The following is a 19620-nucleotide window of genomic DNA, read 5'->3' on the forward strand; positions in this document are numbered from 1 at the left end:
CGAAAACCCGCCGCCGCGCATGGGTTTCTTCACCGACACCACCGTGTGCATCGGCTGCAAGGCGTGTGAGGTCGCGTGCAAGGAGTGGAACGCGATCCCTGACGACGGTTTCGAACTGACCGGGATGTCCTACGACAACACCGTCGGCCTCGGCGCGGACACCTGGCGGCACGTGGCCTTCATCGAACAACGCAAACCGCTCGCGCGGCAGGATCCCGGGCTGCACCACGACACCGACGTCCTGGCGATGGCCGAGCAGGGCGGCGAAGACGGCGATTTCCGCTGGCTCATGGCCTCCGACGTCTGCAAGCACTGCACGCACGCGGCATGCCTGGACGTCTGCCCGACGGGATCGTTGTTCCGCACCGAGTTCGGCACCGTCGTCGTCCAGGAGGACATCTGCAACGGTTGCGGCTACTGCATTCCCGCGTGCCCGTACGGCGTGATCGACCAGCGGAAGGACGACGGCCGCGCGTGGAAGTGCACGCTGTGCTACGACCGGCTCGGCCAGGGCATGGAACCCGCGTGCGCCAAGGCCTGCCCCACCGACTCGATCCAGTTCGGACCGCTGGACGAACTGCGTGAACGCGCCCGGCATCGCGTCGGCCAACTGCACGAGGCCGGGATCGGCGACGCGCGGCTCTACGGCGACGACCCGGACGACGGCGTCGGCGGTGACGGCGCGTTTTTCCTGTTGCTCGACGAACCCGAGGTGTACGGCCTGCCACCGGATCCGGTGGTCACCACCCGCGACCTGCCCGCGATGTGGCGGCACGTCACCAAGGCCGCGGCGATGCTCGCAGGTGGCGCACTCGCGGCGTTCGCGGGTTCGGTGATCGGAAGGCGGACATGAGCGAAAGTTCCCGGCCCGGACGCGAGGCCCTCACCGGCGTGGCCACCGGGCGCCGCAAGCGCGGCGAACAACCGGTGGTGCCGGATTCGGAATTCACGTCGTACTACGGCAAACCGGTCATCAACGGGCCCGTCTGGCACTCCCCCGACATTCCGGGCTACCTCTTCCTCGGCGGTCTCGCGGGTGCCTCGTCGCTGCTCGGGGCGGGCGCGCACGCCACGGGACGGCCCAAGCTCGCGCGGGCCGCGAAGACGGGCGCGTTCTCGGCGGTCAGCCTGTCGCTGGCCGCGTTGATCCACGACCTCGGCCGGCCTGCGCGGTTTCTGAACATGCTCCGGGTGCTCAAGACCAGCTCACCGATGAACGTGGGGTCGTGGCTGCTGGCCGCGTACGGCCCGCTCGCCGGTGCGTCCGCTTTCTCCGCGTTGACGGGGAAACTGCCGCGCATCGGCGCCACCGCGACCGCGGGCTCCGCGCTGCTCGGTCCCGGTGTGGCCGCCTACACCGCGGCACTGATCAGCGACACCGCGGTGCCCGCCTGGCACGACGGCTACCGCGAAATGCCGTACGTCTTCGTCGGTTCCGGTGCCACCGCGGCGGGCGGGCTCGGGCTGCTCACCGCGCCGGAGAAGGAATGCGGGCCCGCCCGCAACCTCGCTCTGCTGGGCACCGGGGTCGAGCTCGCGGCGTTCCAGAGTATGGAAAAGCGGCTGGGAATGGTCGCGGAGCCGTATCGCGAAGGCAAGGGCGGCAGGTACATCCGGGCCGGCAAGATCCTGTCGGTCGCGGGCGCGGCGGGCTCGTTGTTCGGCGGGAACCGGGTGATCCGCCGCCTGTCCGGCGCCGCACTGGTCGCGGCGTCAGCGGCGACCCGCTGGGGAATCTTCCACGCGGGCAAGCACTCCGCCGACGACCCCCGCTACACCGTGGTCCCGCAACGGGAGCGGATGTCCTAGGTGTACTTGGCCGGGTTGTCGCCGTCGCGCACCGCGGCCTGCACGGCTTCGCTCGCCTCCGCGGATGCCTGTTCCGGCAACAGCGGCAACGCGCCGTGCAACCGCCGCAATCCGAACATCCCGGCCACACCGGCGCCCACGGACAGCGTCCCGGCCACGCACAACGTCGCCAGCCACTCCGGCAGCGCCTTCTCCAGCGTCAGCACGAGCCCGCGCAGTGCGAAGCCCCCGGCGTACAGGGCCGACACGCCCGCCGCGCCCAGCAGCACCACACCGAGGCCGCCCTGTTCCCCCTTCGCGCGCACCTCGCGAGCCGCGACCCGCAGCTCCCGCCGCACCAGCTCGCCGATGTTCGCGCCGAGCTCGCCCGCCACGTCGTTACCGCGCCCGCTGGTCATCGTCACTCCCGAAATCCGTTGTGAGCCATCGCCTTCCACCTACCCGCGCCAGGCCCTGCCCATGCGTGTACCAGCGGGAATTCGGGGTAGATCTTGGTCATGAACGGTGTGGAGGCCGCTGACGCGGTCGTCGTCGGTGCCGGGCCGAACGGTCTCGTCGCCGCGAACCTCCTCGCCGACGCGGGCTGGGACGTGACCGTCCTGGAAGCGGCCCGCCGCCCCGGCGGATCGGTCCGCAGCGAGGAGTTGACCCAACCCGGCTTCGTCAACGACGTCTGCAGCGCCTTCTACCCACTGGGCGCGGCGTCCCCGATCCTGACCGGCCTCGGACTCGACCGGTACGGGCTGCGGTGGTCGCATGCCCCGGCGGTGCTGGCCCATCTGCTGCCCGACGATCGGTGCGCCCTGCTCTCCCGCGACCTCGACCGCACTGCCGCCTCCGTGGCCGGCTTCGCCCGCGGCGACGGCGACGCCTGGCGCCAGCAGTACGACGGCTACGCCCGCCTGCGCGACGACCTGCTCGACGCCCTGTTCACGCCGTTCCCGCCGGTACGCCCGGGCTTGCGGCTCCTGCGCCGGCACGGTGGGGCGGAGATGCTGCGCTTCGCCCGCATGACGACGATGTCCACCCAGGCCTTCGGCGAGGACCTTTTCGCCGGCGAGGGCGCCCGCCTCCTGCTCGCCGGCAACGCCATGCACGCCGACCTCGGCCCGGGTCACGGGGGCGGCGCACCCCGGCGGCGCCGTCCACGGCGGGCCCGGGGCCAACGCCGCCCGCGCCGGGCCCGGCGGGAGCGCCTACCGGCAGGCCGCGCGCGGCCCGCCGGGTCGTGTATTAGCTGAGCCGGACCTCCAGGCGTTCGAAGCCGCGCACGGTGTGGTTGAGATGCCGCCTTGTCTCGCCCAGTTCGAGCCCGCGCACGCGGGTGGTCAGTGCGCGGACTACGGACGCGATTTCCAGGTGTGCCAGGGAGGCGCCGGTGCAGCGGTGCATGCCGTAGCCGAAGGCGAGGTGGTCCCGCGCGTTGCGCCCGACGTCGAACCGGTCGGGCTCGGGATAATGCCGCTCATCTCGGTTCGCCGCGCCGAAGAGCACCGCGACCCGTGAGCCGCCGGGCAGGACGACGCCGTCGAAGGAGACGTCCGTGCGGCAGAAGCGGCCCCAGATCTGGATGGTCGGCTCGTACCGCAGCCCCTCGTCGACCGCGTTCGGCACGAGATCAGGATCCTCGCGCAGGACATCGAACTGGGCCGGGTCGCGTGCGAGCGCCCAGATGAGGTTGCTGATCGCGTGGATCGTGGTGTCGAAGGCGGGGCCGGCGTAGTTCCACAGCAGCTTCACGACGTGCTCCGGCGGAATCTCGCCACGTTCGGCGGCCCGGTACAGGGCTTCGCCCATGCTGCCGGGCGCGAGATCGGCGGCGGTGATCCCGCCGATCGTGGTGAGCACGTCGGCGATGACCCCGAGGGCCTGCTCGGTCCGCGCGTTCATCGGGCCCATCGCGGCGAACACCGCGTCGCTGCCGAGGACGAACCGCTCGGTCAGCTCGGGTGGCAGGCCGATCAGCTCGCCGACGATCTTGGCCGGGAACGGGCGCGCCAGCTCGGTCACCACGTCGAACTCGCCCTTGTCCACGAGCGGTACGACCATCGCGTCCGCGCTTTCCTGGATCCAGGCGGCGAGCTCGCGTACCGAGGACAGCCGCAGCCGTTCGAGCAGGGCCGAACGCAATGCGCCGTGCTCGGGCGGCTCCGCGGTGAGGATCACGCCTTGCACGTTCTGGTTCATCGCGGGGTTGAACGCCGTCCCCTCGGCGGAGCCGAAGGTCTCCCAGTCGCGCAACGCCGAGCGCACGTCCACATACCGGGTGAGGGCGTAGGCGCCGAGCTTTTCCAGGTACACCACCGGTCCCGCGTCGCGGAGCTCCCGGTAGACCGGGTAGGGCTCCGCCGCGACATCCGGGGCGAAAAGATCCACTGTGGACCGTGCCGGGTCAGTCATACGGCCATGGTGAACCCGTTACACTCGATAGAACAGAAATTTCATCCAAAGAGACGCCGTCCGTACGCTCTCGGTGAGCGGCACGCGAACCGGTTCATAAATGAAACACTGGATTCGCCTATCGGTTCGCGCTAGAGTGGCCGAGGTCCTGCGTCCCGGTGTGACCCCCACGCCGGGGCGCGGGCCACCCCAGGCTGCTGGCCTCTGCCGATCACCACCCGCTCTGGGCTACCGTCGACTGCATTTCCAGCGGCAGCAGGGAAATGCAGGAAAGGCCCAGCGAAACGAGGCGCGGATGCAGTCGCAACAGCACCAGGATACGGCGACCCCGGCCGGCATCTACGACTGGCTGCTCGGGGGACACCACCACACCCGCACCGACGCCGACGCGGCGATCACCGCCCTGAAGACCTTTCCCTTCCTGTGCGGAGTCGCGCGTGCCAACCGGGACTGGCTGCAGCGCGTCGTGCGCTTCCTGGTCGCAGGCGGCGTCCGCCAGTTCCTCGACATCGGCTCCGGCTACCCCGCCGCGGGCAACGTGCACGAGATCGCCCATGAGCACGCGCCCGGGGCGCGCGTGGTCTACGTCGACCGCGAACCCGCCACCGTCCAGGCCGGGCGCACCATGCTCGCCGCCGCCGCCACCGCGACCTGCATCGAGGGTGACCTGCGCAGCCCCGACGCGATCCTGAATCACCCCGAGGTACGCGAGCTGCTGGACTTCGACCGGCCCGTCGCGCTGCTGATGGTGTCCGTGCTGCCCTTCGTTCCCGGCAACGCCACCGACCTGGTGGACCGTTACCTCGCCCACCTCGCCCCCGGCAGCTACCTCGCGGTCAGCCACGCCACGGCCGCCGACGACGAACACGTTCGCCGGCAGCAAGTCGCCGCATGCGACCGGTACAACGCCGACGTCCGGGGCACCATGACCCTGCGCACCCGCGAGGAAATCCGCGACCTCTTCCACCGCACCACGCTCGTCGACCCCGGCCTGGTGCCCGTCGCCGACTGGCGCCCCGACCGCGCCCACACGCCCCGCACGCACGCGGCCGGCAACGGCATCGACTCCTCCCACGCACTCGCCGTCCAGCTCGGCGCCGTCGGGCGCGTCCCCGAACCGGGCCAGGAACAGCACGGAAACCAGCGGTGACCAGCCACGTCGGGGCGCACGGAGTCAGGGGCGGATGTTCTGGTTGAGGTGGAACACGTTTTCCGGGTCATACCGCCGTTTCAGGCTGACCAGCCGCGTGAACTTCTCCTCGCCGTAGGCCGCGCGCACCCTGTCCTCCCCTTCCGTGCCGAGGTTGTTGACGTAGACGCCACGGGAGTACGGCGCCATCGCGTCGGCGTACGTCCGGATGAGGCCGCGTCGGGTGTCGTCCTCGCCCGCGTCGGTCCAGTTGCTCGCGGTGAGGAACTCGAACTTCGCGCCCCGGTGGCCGACCGCGGTGGCCTGCTCCCCGACGCGGCTGATGGCGCCGCCGCGGGTCTGCAGCGATCCTGTGATCGGCGAGTTTCCCTTGCCCGCCGAGTTTCCCCGCGCGAGGAAGGCCTCGATCGCCGCGTCCGGCAGGTCCCACAGGTAGTGCGATTTCCAGTACCGCCGCACCCCGTGCCGCCACGCACCGTCATTGCCGCACTGCAGATCGAGGTAGGTGACGGGGCCGACCGTCTCCGCCAACGGGGAGGCCACGGCGCGCAGTCGCCGGCCGAGCCGCAGTCCCTCGTCCACATCTCCGACGTGCACGAATGTCAGTGTCACCACGGGTTTGCCGTGGCTTTCGGCGGGCAGCGGGGCGTCCTGATCGGCATCCCATACCGACGCCGCCCACGTGGTTTCGTCGCCGGCGTCGTCGGCGAGCTCACGCAATGCCCGCAACACCTTCGCGCCGTCGTCGAGCGCGTAGCACGCGGTTCCCGTCGCGACCATGGGCCCGACCGGGTGCAACTCGAACTCGAAGGAAGTGGTCACTCCGAAGTTGCTGCCCGCGCCGCGCAGTCCCCACAACAGGTCGCGGTCGCGGGTTTCGCCGGCCGTGGCGACGGTGCCGTCGGCGAGCACGACTTCGGCGGAACGCAGATTGTCGCAGGCAAGCCCGTGTTTGCGGGCCATCCAGCCGAATCCGCCGCCCAGGGTGAGACCGGCGACCCCGGTGTGTGAGACGAAGCCGCTGGTGACGGCCAGCCCGTGCCGCTGCGTCTCCCGGTCCACCGAGGCCAGCAGGCTGCCCGCCTGGACCGACGCCCGGCGGGTGCCCGGGTCCACGCGGACGCCGCCCATGCCGGACAGGTCGATCGTCACCGCCTTGTCCGCGACCGCGAGCCCGGCGATGCTGTGGCCGCCGCCACGCACGGCTATCTCGAGTCCGCGCGCCCGCGCGGCGCCCAGCGCGGCGACGACGTCCTCGGTGCGGCGGCAGCGCGCGATGAGCGCGGGGCGCCGGTCGATGCACCCGTTCCATACCCGTCGAGCGTTGTCGTAGTCGGGGTCGTGCGGGAGGACGAGGTCCCCGCGGAAGGCCGGGCGCAGCTCTCTGGCCGCGTCCAGTGCCGCTTGCGCGGTGTCTGCGATGGCATCCATGACCGGGCTCCTGTTCTGTCGTCGTACCACCGCATCCAGCTTCCGCGGCGAGGCTAAACGCCGGCTACACGCCACGGATACCGGTCATGAGGCACCATTGAGGACACGGCGAGGAGGCCGGCCCATGCATTTCCGGATCCTGGGGCCCGTCACCGTGGTCGGCGACGACGGTGCCGAAATCCCACTGGGGCCACCGCGGCAGCATGCCCTGCTGGCGGTTCTTCTGGTGCACCTCGGCACTCACCTCTCCGTCGGCCGCCTGGTCGATCTGCTGTGGGGCGAGGCCGCGCCGGCCTCGGCGGCCACGATCGTGCACGGCTCCATCGCCGGACTCCGGCGGGCCTTACCCACCGGGTTGCTGGTGACCGAGCCCGGCGGCTACACCATCCGGGCGCGGCCGGACCAGGTGGACATGCCGCGTTTCGAGCGCCTGCTCGGCCAGGCGCGCGACGCCCTGCCGGCGGATCCGGCGACGGCATCGGCCGTACTCGCGGACGCCTTGTCCCTGTGGCGCGGCCCGGCACTGGCCGGAATCGACGCCCCGTTCGTGGCCGAGACCGCCAACCGGCTCGACGAACTGCGCTGCGACGCCGTGGAAGCGAAGGCGGAGACCGACCTTGCGCTCGGCAGGCACGCGCACCTCGTGGGCGAACTCGAGGTCCTGGTGACACAGCACCCGCTGCGGGAACGGCTGCGCGCGCACCTCATGGTCGCGCTCTACCGCTGCGGCCGTCAGGCCGACGCGCTGGCGACCTACACGGCGGCCCGCCGAGCACTGCGCGAGGAACTCGGCGTCGAGCCCGGGCCCGCGCTGCGGGACTTGCAGCGGGCCGTGCTGCAACAGCATCCCTCCCTCGACCCGCCGGACGCGCCCCGCCGCCGCGCCCGGCTACCGCGGCCGCTCGGCGCGTTCGTGGGTCGCGACCGCGAACGCGCCGAGGTCACCGCGCTGCTCGACCGGCACCGGCTGGTGACGCTGCTCGGCGCGGCCGGTATCGGGAAGACCCGGCTGGCGATCGAGACCGCGCGCGCCGTGGCAGCGCGGTTTCCCGCAGGCACCTGGTTCGTCGATCTGGCCTCGCTGACGACGCCGGCTCTGGTGACGCACACCGTCGCCGACGTGCTCGGCCTTCGCGCCGAGACCGGGCCGGAGCTGCTCGACACCGTGTCGGCGGCATTGGGCCACCGCAAGGGCCTGCTGATCCTCGACAACTGCGAGCACGTCGTCGGCGGTTGCCGGTCGCTGGTCGAGGCCGTCACCGCGGCAGGCACCGAGGTGCGTGTCCTGGCCACCGGCCGGGAAGCACTCGGCATCGCCGGCGAGGTCGTCTGCACCGTGACGCCGCTCGCGGTACCCGACCGTGACGCCTCGTGGGAACGGGTCGCGGCCGGCGAGGCGGTGTCGTTGTTCGGGGCGCGCGCGGCGACGGCCCGGCCGGGATTCCGCGTCACCGAGGCCAACGCCGGCCTGGTCCGCGACATCTGCCACCGCCTGGACGGGGTGCCGCTCGCCCTGGAACTGGCCGCGTCGCAGGTCGCCGCGCTGCCGCTGCGCCGCATCCTCGACCACCTCGATCACCGGTCGCGGCTCCTGGACGCCCGCGAGGGCGCGGCCGGCGGACGGCACCGCGGCCTGGACACCGCCTGCGACGGCAGCTACAACCTGCTCGGTGCGCCGGAACGGATCCTGTTCGCGCGGCTGTCGGTGTTCGCGGGCGGATTCACCCTCGACGCCGCCGAATCGGTGGCCGGGGACGCCCACCTCCCCGGGACGGACGTGGTGAGCCTGCTGTCCGGGCTGGTCGCGCGTTCCCTGGTCCAGCTGGAACAGGTTTCCCCCGACCGCGGCCGGTACCGGATGCTCGAACCGCTGCGCCGCTACGCCCGCCGCCGGCTCGCCGAACGCGGGGAAGACGCGATGATGGCCGAACGCCACGCCCGCCACTACCTGGCGGTCGTCGAGGACGCGGAGCCGTGGCTCTACCGGGCAGGCTCGGTACGCCGGCTCGACCGGCTTCGCGCGGAGGGCGAAAACGTGCGCGCCGCGCTGGCGTGGGCGTTCGGCCAGGGCGACCCGGAACTCGGCGCCAGGCTCGCGGCGGGGCTCTGGCACCTGTGGGACCTCGCCGGCGCGCGCGTGGAGGGACTGCACTGGCTCGATGCCGCGCTGGCGGTCGTCGACCGGTCCCAGGCCGGTCTGCGGATGCGGCTGCTCGCCGCGGCGACGCTGCTCCGCCTCGGGCTGGGCGAGCTCGACGCCGCCCATGACCTGGCCCGCGAACAGCTCGCGCTGGCCCGCTCGGTGCGCGACCGCCGCTGGGAAGGCGACGCATTGACCAGAATCGGCATGGTCTGCTGGGCTCGCGGCGATCCGGCGGCGGCGCACGCTCCACTCGAGCAGGCAGTGCAGGCGCTGCGCGCATCCGCCGACCGCTGGCGCGAAGCCATCGCGCTGGTGCACCTGGCGCGAACGCTGCGGGACGCCGATCAGCTGCCCGCCGCGGAAGCGACCGCGCAGACCGCCCTGGATGTGGCGCGGCGCGTCGGGGAGGACACGATCCTCGGGGTCTGCCTGGACGTGTGCAGCACGATCGCCGCCCAGCAAGGCCGGTTCACATCCGCCGACGAACTCGTCACGCGGGCTCTGAAGCACTACCGGGCGATCGGCTACCGCGAAGGCGAGGCCTCCGCCCTGCAGGTCACCGGCCACCTGGCGCTGCGAGACCACCCGGAACGCGCACGCGACTCCTTCCGCACGGCGTTCGCACTGTGCACCGCCTCGGGACACCGCGCCGGTATGGCCACCAGTCTGGAAGGTCTCGGCCGCACCCTGCTCGCGTGCGGTGACAGCAGGCGCGCGGCCGCGTTCCTGGGCGCGGCCGCAGCCCAGCGTGAGCGCATCAGTGTCCCGGTGCCGGCCACGGCGCGAGGCGCCCTCGACACGGCACTGGACCGGCTGCACGGCGAGCTCGGTACCGAGGAATTCGACCGCGCGTGCCGCCGGGGTGCTCAGGCCTCCCCGGACGACCTGCTCGACTGGGCCGCAGACCCGGTCGAGACCGGCCCGGCAGGCGTGACGGTCCTGTACGCCGACGCCGACATCGAACGCCTGTCACCGGTATTGGACGAACAGGCCTGGGCCGCCCTCACCCGCTGGCTCGACCGCACCCTGCGTTCCTGCTGTGCGGACCACGGCGCCGACCGCGTATGGCAGGACGAGCACAGCTACGCCGCGAGCTTCCACGATTCCGCGGCAGCCCTGCGCTGCGCGCGCGGGATCCAGCAGTTGATGGCGGAGCATCGCCGCGAGCACGGTTTCGCGCCACGAATGCGCATCGGCGTGCGTTCCGGCCCCGTCGAGGTCGCCATCGTCGAGTCGGAACCGCCCGTAGCCGGACACGGTTAGCTGGCCCATCGACGAAGTTCCTCGAGATTGCGGACGGCGCAGATGCGGGCGATGCGGTCGTCTGCTCGGATGGAGCGTGGTGGTGACCAGCCCGCCGCCGTCCGCGGTGAAGGTCGCGGTGGGGTCGAGCACGGGCGGGACCAGGTCATCGCCTGGAGCACCGCCGTCGCGTCGCCTGCGTGCCGGTGCGCCGGTCACGGCGGCTTGATCGCCCGGAAAGGACTGATGATGCGCGAACGGGACGAAGCCGAGCTCAGGCAGCACGTCGGCGACCTCGTCGAAGGGATCGAAGCCAAGGACCTGAGCGGTCTTCGGCGGCTTTATGCGGAGAACGTCGTGTCCTTCGACGTCGAGCCGCCGCTGCACCACGTCGGCATCGACGCGAAAATGAACAACTGGGCGACCGCGTTCGCGCTCTTCGAGACCGTGAGCTACGAGGTCCGCGACCTGACACTGACCGTGGACGAAAGTGTCGCGTTCGGACACTGCTTCGGACGGCTCAGCGGCAGGGCGAACAACGGCGTCGCGGTGGGCGGGATGTGGGTCCGGGCGACCTTCTGCTTCCGCAGGATCGACGGGAACTGGCTGATCACACACGACCATGTTTCGGTGCCGCTCGACATGACCAGCGGTAAGGCAGTGACCGACCTCGAGCCCTGAGTGATATCCCTGCTCTCGCCCTCCTTGACCATGCAATCGTTTGCATATACTGTCACGAGAATGAACAAGCAACGCATTCTGTTCAAGGGTGCGACGATACTTCCGATGAACGGCGAGTCCGAGGACTTGCCGGCGGGAGATCTGCTCGTCGAAGGCGACCTCATCGCCGCCATCGCCCCGGATTTGACTATCGACGACGCCGAGGTCATCGACGCGTCGGGGATGGTGCTGTGCCCCGGCTTCGTCGACACCCACCGGCATACGTGGCAAACACCCCTGCATGGTGTGCGAACCGACTGGAACCTTCTCGACTACATGACCTACATCCGTGGCATGTATTGCGTTTGCTACGAGCCCGAGGACGCCGCCCTGGCAAACTGGGTCGGCGCACTCGAGGCGCTCGATTCGGGCATCACCACATTGGTTGACCACTCGCACCTTCAGTTGTCGCAAGCCCACTCGGACGCTTTGGCAGAGGGAATCATCAGGTCCGGAATCCGGGGAATCTTCTGTTACGGCACCTATCGAAATCTCACCTACACGCCGGGGCGAAACCCCTCGGAGCTCCCTGGCCTGCTTCACGAGGTGAACGGCCCGCTCAACGAATGGCACAAACAGAACGCGACCCGCGTCCGAGACGAGTTCTTCGCCGACGATTCGGCCCGGGTACGTTTTGGCATAGCTTCACGCGAGTTCGAAACCCTGTCCGAAGCCGACTCGATGCTCGAGGAGCTGCGGTGGAGCCGCACCTTAGGGCCGGCACGGATCAGTGTCCACGTCGGCATGAGCGCGAACGAGCCGCTCAACGTGGTACGAGAGCTGCACAATGCAGGTAAGATAGGTCCCGACCTGCTCTTCGTGCACGGCAACCACCTCACCGACGACGAACTTCGGATGATCATCGATGGTGGTGCGTCCATCAGTTCCGCGGTGGAAATCGAGATGACCTATGGCGCTTATCCGGTCGTCAACAGGTTCACCGCGATGGGCGGGCAGTCGAGCATCGGGATCGATGCGACGATCGACTTTGCGGGCGATATGTTCGGGCAGATGCGGGCCCTGTTGAACGAATGGCGGCTGGAGCGATCGCTGCGGAATCCTCTCAGGATGACCCGCAAGGTTCACCAGAAGAAGGTCCTTGAACTCGCGACCGTGTGTGGAGCCGAAGCGATCGGACTCGGCGACGTGACAGGCAGCCTCGCCGTCGGGAAAAAAGCGGATCTGTTGCTGCTCAGAACCGATTCGCTGGGATTGGCGCCGATGTCAGATCCCTACGCCGCGGTCGTGACCTACGGACACCCCAGCCTCGTCGACACGGTGATGGTCGACGGACAGGTCGTGAAGCGGCATGGCAAGTTGGTGGGTATCGATTGGCCGAGCATCCGGGCCGCGCTGGAGCGTTCGCGGGCCGGGATTCGCCGCCGATTTTCTCTGATCCCCGAGCAGCCGATTCGCGAGAGGTGGGCGAAAGGTTTCCGGATCGAGATACCGGACTGACCGCGATTCCGGCCGCGCGAGACGGCCGGAATCGCACGCGCCGCCCGCAGAACTCAGGTCTGCCTGGGCAGGAGAATCGCATCCTCCCACGGGATGGATACGTCCACGCGCTCCCCCGGGGAAAAACCGTTGGCACGGGTGGGGATGATCACGCGAAGGCCTTTGACGGTATCCGAGTCGATCAGCAAGCGGACCTCGTCCCCGAAAAGCATCGAGCTCCTCACCCTACCCCGCAGGCTCGGCGCGCCTTCGATGATTCCGAGTCGCGCGACACGCGGCCTGATTCCGAAGATGTAGCGGCCGGGCGACATTCCTACCGGCGCTTCCCAGTCCTGCGTGTCGTTCTCCAACCGGAAGCGTTTCTCCGAATCGATCTCCGCCGGGACGGTGGTCGCATCGGAGAAGAACTCCGCGGTGAACGCGTTCGGAGGATTGCGGAACAGGTCGTCCGGCCTGCCGAGTGCGACTACCTGCGAGTTGTTCATGATGGCGATCCGGGTCGAGAGGTGCATCGCTTCCTGCTGATCATGCGTCACGTATATGAAGGTCGTGCCGAGTTCACCGTGGATCCGTTTGATCTCGGACTCCATTTCAAGCCGAAGTGTCCGGTCAAGAGCCCCGAGCGGCTCGTCCATCAGCAGCACATCAGGGTCGCAAGCCAGGGCACGTCCCACCGCGACGCGCTGCTGCTGGCCACCTGACAGCTCCGCCGGTACTGCTTGAGCCCGATGCTCGAGTTTCACGATCGCCAGGATCTCGGCCACCCGCGCTCGACGACGGTGCGACGGCCATTTGCGGCGCTTGAGTCCGTACTCGATGTTCTTCGCCACGGTGAGGTGGGGAAACAGCGAATAACTTTGAAACACCATTCCCAGTTGACGCTGGGCGGGACTCAGACCGGAGATGTCGCGGGATCGAAGCCAGATCCCACCGCTGCTGGGCGACTCGAAACCCGCAATGAGCTTGAGCAGCGTGCTCTTACCGGAACCACTCGGGCCCAACAGAGTCAAGAACTCGCCCCGCTGGACGGAGAAGCTTGTCGGCGCGAGCGCCGCCAGCCCTCCGTACTGCTTTGCCACGCCGTCCAACACCAGCACTTGATCGTCGTTCGTGATCGCTGCCATGTTCGTCACCCTTCCCGCCTCTTCATCACAAGCCGTCCGGCAACCGCAGCGACAACCATCAACAGTGCGGAGCCGAGCATCAGAAGTGATGCGGCCGCCGTGATGACCGGATCAATGGAGTACTGAACAGAATCGAGAATCGCTTTGGGAAGCGTGACCTGGCCGGGCCCGCCCACGAAGTTGACGATGACCACCTCGTCGAACGCGTGGAGAAATCCCATCACCGCGCTCGCCACTATCGCGGGCAAGAGCGCCCTGCCAGTAATCTCGACGATAGACCGGAACAGGGAAGCCCCCATCGTCATGGCCGCGAACTCGGCAGTGCGCGGAATCCTGCTCAGTCCGGCAGCGATTCCGATCACGACAATGGGCAGGGCTACGACAGCCTCCGCAATGACGAGACCGGCATTCGAAGAAGTGAGTCCGAGCCGGGAGAACAACGCGAACAGCCCGACGGCCAGAGCGGACATGGGAATGATGATGCTCGTTACCGCGACGCCTTGCAGGACATTCCTTCCGGGAACTTTGCTGCGCTGCGCGACAAGGCAGACCGGCACTGCGACACCCACCGCGAGCGCGGCGGCGGGCAGCGCCAGAGAGAGGGAGAGCCTGATCGAGCGCATCCATACCGGGTTACGGAACAGTTCCCGGTATTGCCGCCACCCGAAACCGTCTGGAGGGAACGCGAAGCGGACTTGGTCCGAGACGGACATCACGAGTATCACGGCGACCGGGGCGAGGATAGCGAAAATCACCACAGCCAGAATGATCCGCACGGACAGCCTGGACAGTTTGTCAAGTTTCTCGGCCATTTCACGACCTCGTGATCGCTCGACGGATACTTCCGGTGCCGACGAGCCCGACCGCGACGATCATCACGAGAAGTGCCACCACCAGGAGGATCACCGCCAATGCGGCAGCCGCGGGATAGTCGAAGTACTCCAGGATGTTCGTCTGGATGAGCCCCGCCAGGAAAGGCGCCTGGGCTCCCCCGAGCGTGACCGGCGTGACGTAGAAACCCACCGCGAGCGCGAAAACGACGGCCCCGGAGGCTATCAGGCCCGGCATAGCCAGCGGAACCATCACCCGCAGGATCGCGCCCGACCTCGTCGAACCCATCACCTCGGCATTCCGGAGCAGGTTCAGATCAATCGTCTGGAATACCGCGTTAACGGTCAGCACCGCAAAGGGGATGAGTGAATACGAGATACCGAGCACGACCGCCGGCGTGGTGTACATCATCTGAACGGGCTTGTGACCGAGCCACCCCAGGGCGGTGTTGATCACGCCTTCTTTCGAGATGAGCAGGATGATCGCGTAGTTCTTGACGATTGTTCCCATCCAGAAGGGGATCAACACGCACGCCCAGCACACCCCGCGCAACCATGGGCGAGTCGTCGTGCGAATCGTCCACGCGATGACGCTCCCGACCACGAGGACGACGGCTGTCACGATCAAGCTCGCCGTGAACGTCGTAAGAATCGCCTTTCGTCCGGACCCGCTCGCAAGAATTCGTCCGTACGCTTCAAAGCCGTTCGTGCTCGACTCCACGACCAGAAGCACAAGTGGATACAGCACGAAGACGCTGAGCAATATCACCGCCGGCAGTAACGCAACCAGGGCGTAGCGCTTCCGGATAAACGGCGTCCATTCACGTCGCAATTGCATTGACACGGTCAATTCTGGTGACACCCTTCTCTCGAGCGTTGCCCCCGGCGAGGAGGGCTCCGGAAAGAGCCGGCCCCCTCCCCCTCAGGACGCCGATCAACCCGCGATGAACTCCTGCCAACGTCGATTGATCTCGTCGAACTTCGCCGTGAAGTCGGCGATGTTCGGGGTTGCCAGCTGTCCATTGTGTTCGGGCGCGTTGCTGAATTGCTCTCGCTTGTCCGCCGGCATGTAGTCCAGGGCCTTGGGGTCCACGGCCGCCTTCGACGCGGCCAGGGCGAACTTCGCCTGTTGCTCGGGGTGATCGGCGATCCACTCCATCAGCTGCCAGGCGGCCGCCTTGTTCGGCGCGTCCTTGAGTACGACGCTGGTGCCGTCCGCGAGAACGCCGTCGGTCCACACCACCTTGTAATTGCCCTGCGGAAGGAGCTCGTCGTAGATGCGGGTCGCGTAGAAGATCGCCATGTCGGCTTCTCCTTGCTGAAGCACCTGGGTGCCCTGGTCGGACGAGGTGTAGAACACGGAGACGAACGGGCGGAGTTCCTTCAGTTTCGCGAATGTCGCATCCACGTCGATCGGCGTTGAGGCGACTTTGTCCCTGGGCACACCCAGCGCGATCTGCGCCTGCGCGATCGGGTAAACGGGATTTATCCCGATGAGTGCCCGCTTCTGCGGGAACTTGTGAACATCCCAGAACTCCTGCATGTTCTGAGGACATACGGGGACCCGTTGGGTATTGCACACGATCAACATCGCCGTACTACCGCTGTGGTACCCGTAATCTGTGACGTTCTCTTTTCCAACCGTCCTCACGAGCCGATCTTTGACATCGGGCGGCACCGGGTCGAGAAGACCTTCGTTCGCGAGGTGCGCGGTGTCCACTCCCGTGATCGATTCGAGAATGTCCCACTGCACACGCGAGGCCTTGGCCTGCGCCTCGGCGCGGGCGACGAACACACCCGGCGCATCCACTTGCTGACCCGCGATTCCTGTCTCAGCGGTGAACGGGTCGAGGTAGGCCGACTGATACGCCTTGGTCGGCGCCCCGCCCCAGTTGGCTATGACTATGGGACCGGCCGACCCCGAGCCGCCCGACGAAGAGCAAGCCGTCAGGGTGAGCGTCGCAGCCGTGACAAGGGCGGTCATCGCGGCAACCGCACCCCTCCGATGTGACAGCAGCATGTTCTTTCTCCTCATCATTGAGAAAACAGAGCAACAGAGGGCTCGGCTGAGGCACGCGAGTATCGTTCGCCATCGCGGTTTTGCAATCGTTTGCGCTGATGTTAGGTGAAGGCGCCTCACGGAGCAGGCGTCCTTGGCAATTGGTTGACAATCCGCTAGATTGTCAACCAATCTGTCACGAAACTGGAGGCGCGATGGCGGCAGAGCAGCACGCGAGTGTGCTCCCGGAGGCGATCTACGAGACCTTGCGGTCGAGCATCATCGCGCAGGATGTCGCACCCGGCTCGACGGTGACCGAGTCCGCCGTTGCCACACGGTTCGGGGTCGCCCGCCAGACCGCCAAGGCCGCGATCGAGCGGCTCGTCGCGGACGGGCTATTGCGCCGTGAGAAGCACAAAGCCGCACGCGTGCCCGAACTCAGCGCGGCCGAGATCGCCGATCTCTACGAGAGCCGCACGGTCGTCGAGTCGGCCGCAGTCGCACGCCTCGATGGCATCCCCGCCGCGGCGCTGGCCGCCCACCGTGCCCTGATCGAGGCCGGCGCCGATTTCGCCCACCACGACATCGCGTTCCACCGCGCGCTCGTCGCCGGCCAGTCCAGTTCACGGCTCGCCCGCATGCACGCGCTCATCATGGGCGAGGTCGAGCTCTGCATCGGACAGGTGCAAGCAGCTCACCTGCTCAGCGCCGAAGACGTGGTGGAACAGCACCAAGGCATCCTCGACGCCATTCTCGCCGGCGATTCCGCCCGCGCGGCCCGTCTCACGGCCGAACACATCGCCGTCAGCCGCGACCGCCTGCTCGCATACGTGGACTCCCGAATCCCACCGAAAGGCATACCGTGGTGACCCGTCAGGTTCCGAAGCCGAGCGAGCTGTTCGAGCTGATGAAGTTCAAGAAGCCGCAGCTCAACGCCAAGAAGCGCCGGCTGGATGCCGCGCTGACGATCAACGACCTCCGGACGATCGCGAAGCGCCGCACCCCCAAGGCCGCGTTCGACTACACGGACGGCTCCGCGGAGGACGAGATCTCGCTGGCCCGCGCACGCCAGGCCTTCCTCGACGTCGAGTTCAGCCCCTCGATTCTGCGCGGCCTGTCCGACACGGTCGACACGTCGACGGAGATCTTCGGCGGCCCGTCGGCCTTGCCGTTCGCGATCGCGCCGACGGGCTTCACCCGGCTCATGCAGACCGAGGGCGAGACCGCCGGCGCGGCGGCCGCGGCCGCCGCCGGCATCCCGTTCACGCTCTCCACACTCGGCACGACCTCGATCGAGAAGGTCAAGGAAGCCAACCCGAACGGCCGCAACTGGTTCCAGCTCTATGTCATGCGTGAGCGGGAGATCTCCTACGACCTCGCGCAGCGCGCCGCCAAGGCCGGGTTCGACACGCTGTTCTTCACGGTCGACACCCCCGTCGCGGGCGCACGCCTGCGCGACAAACGCAACGGTTTCTCGATTCCGCCACAGCTGAACCCGGGCACGATCGTCAACGCGATCCCGAGGCCCTGGTGGTGGTGGGATTTCCTGACCACACCCAAGCTCGAGTTCGCCTCGCTGAGCTCGACCGGTGGCACGGTCGGCGAGTTGCTCAACGCCGCGATGGACCCGACGATCTCGTTCGACGACCTCGCGGTCATCCGGGACCTGTTCCCGGGCAAGATCGTCGTCAAGGGTGTGCAGAACGTCGCGGACTCGAAGAAGCTCGTCGACCTCGGGGTCGACGGGATCGTGCTGTCCAACCACGGCGGTCGCCAGCTCGACCGCGCACCGGTCCCGTTCCACCTGCTGCCGGAAGTGGTGCGCGAGGTCGGCAACGACACCGAGATCGCGATCGACACCGGCATCATGTCGGGCGCGGACATCGTCGCCTCGATCGCCCTTGGCGCGAAGTTCACCCTCGTGGGCCGTGCCTACTTGTACGGGCTGATGGCGGGCGGCCGCGAGGGGGTCGACCGTATGATTCACATCCTGCGCGACCAGATCGAGCGCACGATGAAGCTGCTCGGCGTCGCGACACTCCAGGAGCTCGCGCCCACGCACGTGACTCAGCTGCAGAGGCTGATTCCGCGGCGGACGGCCTAGCACCGAGGTCCCATCGACACCGATACACCCCCCACCGAACGGTATTGCCTTCTCCTTCGCGCTCGTGGCACAATGCAAACGATTGCACAAGGCTGGCAACGGCTCAGCTCCGCGTGAGCCGGGTCCCTGTCACGACCAGATCTGGAGTCAGGAATGTCCCAAGACGATTTCGAGGCACTCAAGGCGCGCATGCAGGCTTTGGAGGACCGGAACGCGATCATCGACACGCTGACGCAGTATGGCCAGGCCCTCGACTACGGCGACTTCGATCGGCTGGTGGACTGCTTCACAGACGACGCGGTGCGTGAAAACAGGCGACCGGATGGCTCGGTCCACCGCTGGGAAGGCCGCGCAGGCACAATCGATTTCGCGAGCCGCCACTCGCATGCTCCTGACCTCTATCACAAGCACCTCGCGCTCAACCCGCACATCGAACTGCACGGCGACACCGCGAACGTGGTGAGCTACATGTTCCGTTTCGATGCGGGAGACGGCGAGCGGTCGTTTATCTGGGGCCTGGGCCGGTATCTGGACACAATGAAGCGGGATCCCGACGGACGCTGGCGCATCCAGCACCGCGTTTCGGAGATCGAGGATCAGTGGCCGGGCCGATTTGTACTGACGGGGTTCCAGGAGAAGGCTTGAGCACTCGCGAGCGCCACGAAGCGATCGAGCCGCGCTTCGAGCTACTGCTCGACCTTGATGGGCCGGTGCGGACGCTGGGCGCCGGCTATCACTTCGTAGAGGGGCCGGTCTGGCACCCCACCGAGCATTATCTGCTCTTCTCCGACATACCCGGAGACGTTCGCCGTCGATGGGACGAATCCGGTGTCACCGAGGTCGCGTGCCCTACCCGCAACGGAAACGGCATGACGTACGACCGGGACCTCAACCTTCTGGTGTGCGAGCACGCGACCTCCTCCGTCGCCCGATACGGCAACGATGGCACACGATCAGAGCTCGCAACCCATTTCGAAGGTCGCGAACTGAACAGTCCCAACGACATTGTCGTGCATTCCGACGGCTCGATCTATTTCACCGATCCGCTGTACGGCCGGATGCCGGGGTACGGGGTCGAGCGTGGGGACTGTAAAACGAGCGGTGTAATTCCCGATCATGGAAGTGCACCTGATGACCGACATGATGTCCGGCGTGGAGAACGCTGAGGACTTGAACCCCGTGTCCGGGCTGGATGGCCTGGACGAGCAGC

General features: G+C 67.8%; 17 protein-coding genes and 1 pseudogene. 11 read left to right on the plus strand and 7 right to left on the minus strand.

From position 1 onward, the window contains the following. The first annotated feature begins 19 nt into the window (after positions 1-19). Together HFP15_RS33570 and nrfD are read left to right on the plus strand one after the other, a co-directional pair. Positions 20-853, plus strand: a complete 834-nt coding sequence (locus HFP15_RS33570; RefSeq protein ID WP_168521058.1) for a 4Fe-4S dicluster domain-containing protein — start codon at positions 20-22, stop codon at positions 851-853. Continuing rightward, on the plus strand, positions 850-1809 hold the full coding sequence (gene nrfD / locus HFP15_RS33575) for an NrfD/PsrC family molybdoenzyme membrane anchor subunit (RefSeq protein ID WP_168521015.1): 960 nt from the start codon (positions 850-852) through the stop codon (positions 1807-1809). Before HFP15_RS33570 ends, nrfD begins: the two co-directional genes overlap by 4 nt. Here nrfD and HFP15_RS33580 read toward each other — a convergent pair. After that, positions 1806-2207: a phage holin family protein gene (locus HFP15_RS33580; protein WP_168521017.1), complete on the minus strand. Its 402-nt coding sequence runs from the start codon at positions 2205-2207 to the stop codon at positions 1806-1808. The two genes, nrfD and HFP15_RS33580, sit on opposite strands and share 4 nt — an antisense overlap. A 99-nt stretch (positions 2208-2306) precedes the next feature. Here HFP15_RS33580 and HFP15_RS33585 point away from each other — a divergent pair. After that, a pseudogene (locus HFP15_RS33585) lies at positions 2307-2939 on the plus strand (phytoene desaturase family protein); the annotation flags it as partial. Between the two features lie 103 nt (positions 2940-3042). Here HFP15_RS33585 and HFP15_RS33590 read toward each other — a convergent pair. Continuing rightward, positions 3043-4209, minus strand: coding sequence for a cytochrome P450 (locus HFP15_RS33590; RefSeq protein WP_168521021.1), 1167 nt, complete (start codon positions 4207-4209; stop codon positions 3043-3045). A 295-nt stretch (positions 4210-4504) separates the two neighbouring features. Here HFP15_RS33590 and HFP15_RS33595 point away from each other — a divergent pair, with 295 nt between their 5' ends. Beyond that, positions 4505-5359, plus strand: coding sequence for an SAM-dependent methyltransferase (locus HFP15_RS33595; protein ID WP_168521023.1), 855 nt, complete (start codon positions 4505-4507; stop codon positions 5357-5359). Between the two features lie 24 nt (positions 5360-5383). Here HFP15_RS33595 and HFP15_RS33600 read toward each other — a convergent pair whose 3' ends face one another. Then, positions 5384-6790, minus strand: a complete 1407-nt coding sequence (locus tag HFP15_RS33600; protein ID WP_168521025.1) for an FAD-binding oxidoreductase — start codon at positions 6788-6790, stop codon at positions 5384-5386. Between the two features lie 124 nt (positions 6791-6914). Here HFP15_RS33600 and HFP15_RS33605 point away from each other — a divergent pair, with 124 nt between their 5' ends. Genes HFP15_RS33605 through HFP15_RS33615 form a run of 3 tightly spaced genes read left to right on the plus strand, consistent with a single transcriptional unit; the run spans position 6915 to position 12353 of the window. After that, positions 6915-10196 (plus strand): ATP-binding protein, encoded by a 3282-nt coding sequence (locus HFP15_RS33605; RefSeq protein ID WP_168521027.1) that lies wholly within the window; start codon positions 6915-6917, stop codon positions 10194-10196. 51 nt (positions 10197-10247) lie between these two features. Further along, a complete protein-coding gene (locus HFP15_RS33610; RefSeq protein WP_246272269.1) occupies positions 10248-10856 on the plus strand; it encodes a YybH family protein in 609 nt (202 codons plus the stop codon). 60 nt (positions 10857-10916) lie between these two features. Further along, positions 10917-12353, plus strand: a complete 1437-nt coding sequence (locus tag HFP15_RS33615) for an amidohydrolase family protein (protein WP_168521035.1) — start codon at positions 10917-10919, stop codon at positions 12351-12353. 53 nt (positions 12354-12406) lie between these two features. Here the strand turns inward: HFP15_RS33615 and HFP15_RS33620 are convergent, their stop codons facing one another. From HFP15_RS33620 to HFP15_RS33635, 4 genes are all read right to left on the minus strand, one after another. Further along, complete coding sequence (locus HFP15_RS33620; RefSeq protein WP_168521037.1) at positions 12407-13477, minus strand: ABC transporter ATP-binding protein; 1071 nt, start codon at positions 13475-13477, stop codon at positions 12407-12409. A 5-nt stretch (positions 13478-13482) separates the two neighbouring features. Next, positions 13483-14289: an ABC transporter permease gene (locus tag HFP15_RS33625; RefSeq protein ID WP_168521039.1), complete on the minus strand. Its 807-nt coding sequence runs from the start codon at positions 14287-14289 to the stop codon at positions 13483-13485. A 1-nt stretch (position 14290) separates the two neighbouring features. Further along, a complete protein-coding gene (locus HFP15_RS33630) occupies positions 14291-15151 on the minus strand; it encodes an ABC transporter permease (protein ID WP_312871878.1) in 861 nt (286 codons plus the stop codon). 90 nt (positions 15152-15241) lie between these two features. Next, the gene (locus HFP15_RS33635; RefSeq protein WP_168521043.1) at positions 15242-16327 is read right to left on the minus strand and encodes an extracellular solute-binding protein; all 1086 of its coding nucleotides are present in this window, start codon (positions 16325-16327) and stop codon (positions 15242-15244) included. A 218-nt stretch (positions 16328-16545) separates the two neighbouring features. Between HFP15_RS33635 and HFP15_RS33640 the strand changes: the two genes are divergently transcribed. From HFP15_RS33640 to HFP15_RS33655, 4 genes are all read left to right on the plus strand, one after another. After that, positions 16546-17175, plus strand: coding sequence for a GntR family transcriptional regulator (locus tag HFP15_RS33640; protein ID WP_210718202.1), 630 nt, complete (start codon positions 16546-16548; stop codon positions 17173-17175). Then, positions 17169-18410, plus strand: coding sequence for an alpha-hydroxy acid oxidase (locus tag HFP15_RS33645; RefSeq protein ID WP_168521046.1), 1242 nt, complete (start codon positions 17169-17171; stop codon positions 18408-18410). The genes HFP15_RS33640 and HFP15_RS33645 overlap by 7 nt, the downstream gene beginning before the upstream one ends. A 153-nt stretch (positions 18411-18563) precedes the next feature. After that, entirely contained in the window at positions 18564-19055 is a 492-nt protein-coding gene (locus tag HFP15_RS33650; RefSeq protein WP_168521048.1) for a nuclear transport factor 2 family protein, read from the plus strand. Further along, complete coding sequence (locus tag HFP15_RS33655; RefSeq protein ID WP_210718203.1) at positions 19052-19576, plus strand: SMP-30/gluconolactonase/LRE family protein; 525 nt, start codon at positions 19052-19054, stop codon at positions 19574-19576. The genes HFP15_RS33650 and HFP15_RS33655 overlap by 4 nt, the downstream gene beginning before the upstream one ends. The last annotated feature ends 44 nt before the right edge of the window (positions 19577-19620 follow it).

It is taken from the genome of Amycolatopsis acididurans (assembly GCF_012328925.1).
Classification (GTDB): domain Bacteria; phylum Actinomycetota; class Actinomycetes; order Mycobacteriales; family Pseudonocardiaceae; genus Amycolatopsis_E; species Amycolatopsis_E acididurans.

What these genes read in the sequence shown, in the direction of transcription:
- nrfD (WP_168521015.1), top strand. Translation starts at nt 850, where the DNA reads ATGAGCGAAAGTTCCCGGCCCGGACGCGAGGCCCTCACCGGCGTGGCC.
- HFP15_RS33635 (WP_168521043.1), bottom strand. Translation starts at nt 16,327, where the DNA reads ATGCTGCTGTCACATCGGAGGGGTGCGGTTGCCGCGATGACCGCCCTT.
- HFP15_RS33570 (WP_168521058.1), top strand. Translation starts at nt 20, where the DNA reads ATGGGTTTCTTCACCGACACCACCGTGTGCATCGGCTGCAAGGCGTGT.
- HFP15_RS33625 (WP_168521039.1), bottom strand. Translation starts at nt 14,289, where the DNA reads ATGGCCGAGAAACTTGACAAACTGTCCAGGCTGTCCGTGCGGATCATT.
- HFP15_RS33615 (WP_168521035.1), top strand. Translation starts at nt 10,917, where the DNA reads ATGAACAAGCAACGCATTCTGTTCAAGGGTGCGACGATACTTCCGATG.
- HFP15_RS33600 (WP_168521025.1), bottom strand. Translation starts at nt 6,790, where the DNA reads ATGGATGCCATCGCAGACACCGCGCAAGCGGCACTGGACGCGGCCAGA.
- HFP15_RS33620 (WP_168521037.1), bottom strand. Translation starts at nt 13,477, where the DNA reads ATGGCAGCGATCACGAACGACGATCAAGTGCTGGTGTTGGACGGCGTG.
- HFP15_RS33605 (WP_168521027.1), top strand. Translation starts at nt 6,915, where the DNA reads ATGCATTTCCGGATCCTGGGGCCCGTCACCGTGGTCGGCGACGACGGT.
- HFP15_RS33610 (WP_246272269.1), top strand. Translation starts at nt 10,248, where the DNA reads ATGCGGTCGTCTGCTCGGATGGAGCGTGGTGGTGACCAGCCCGCCGCC.
- HFP15_RS33590 (WP_168521021.1), bottom strand. Translation starts at nt 4,209, where the DNA reads ATGACTGACCCGGCACGGTCCACAGTGGATCTTTTCGCCCCGGATGTC.
- HFP15_RS33580 (WP_168521017.1), bottom strand. Translation starts at nt 2,207, where the DNA reads ATGACCAGCGGGCGCGGTAACGACGTGGCGGGCGAGCTCGGCGCGAAC.
- HFP15_RS33595 (WP_168521023.1), top strand. Translation starts at nt 4,505, where the DNA reads ATGCAGTCGCAACAGCACCAGGATACGGCGACCCCGGCCGGCATCTAC.
- HFP15_RS33650 (WP_168521048.1), top strand. Translation starts at nt 18,564, where the DNA reads ATGTCCCAAGACGATTTCGAGGCACTCAAGGCGCGCATGCAGGCTTTG.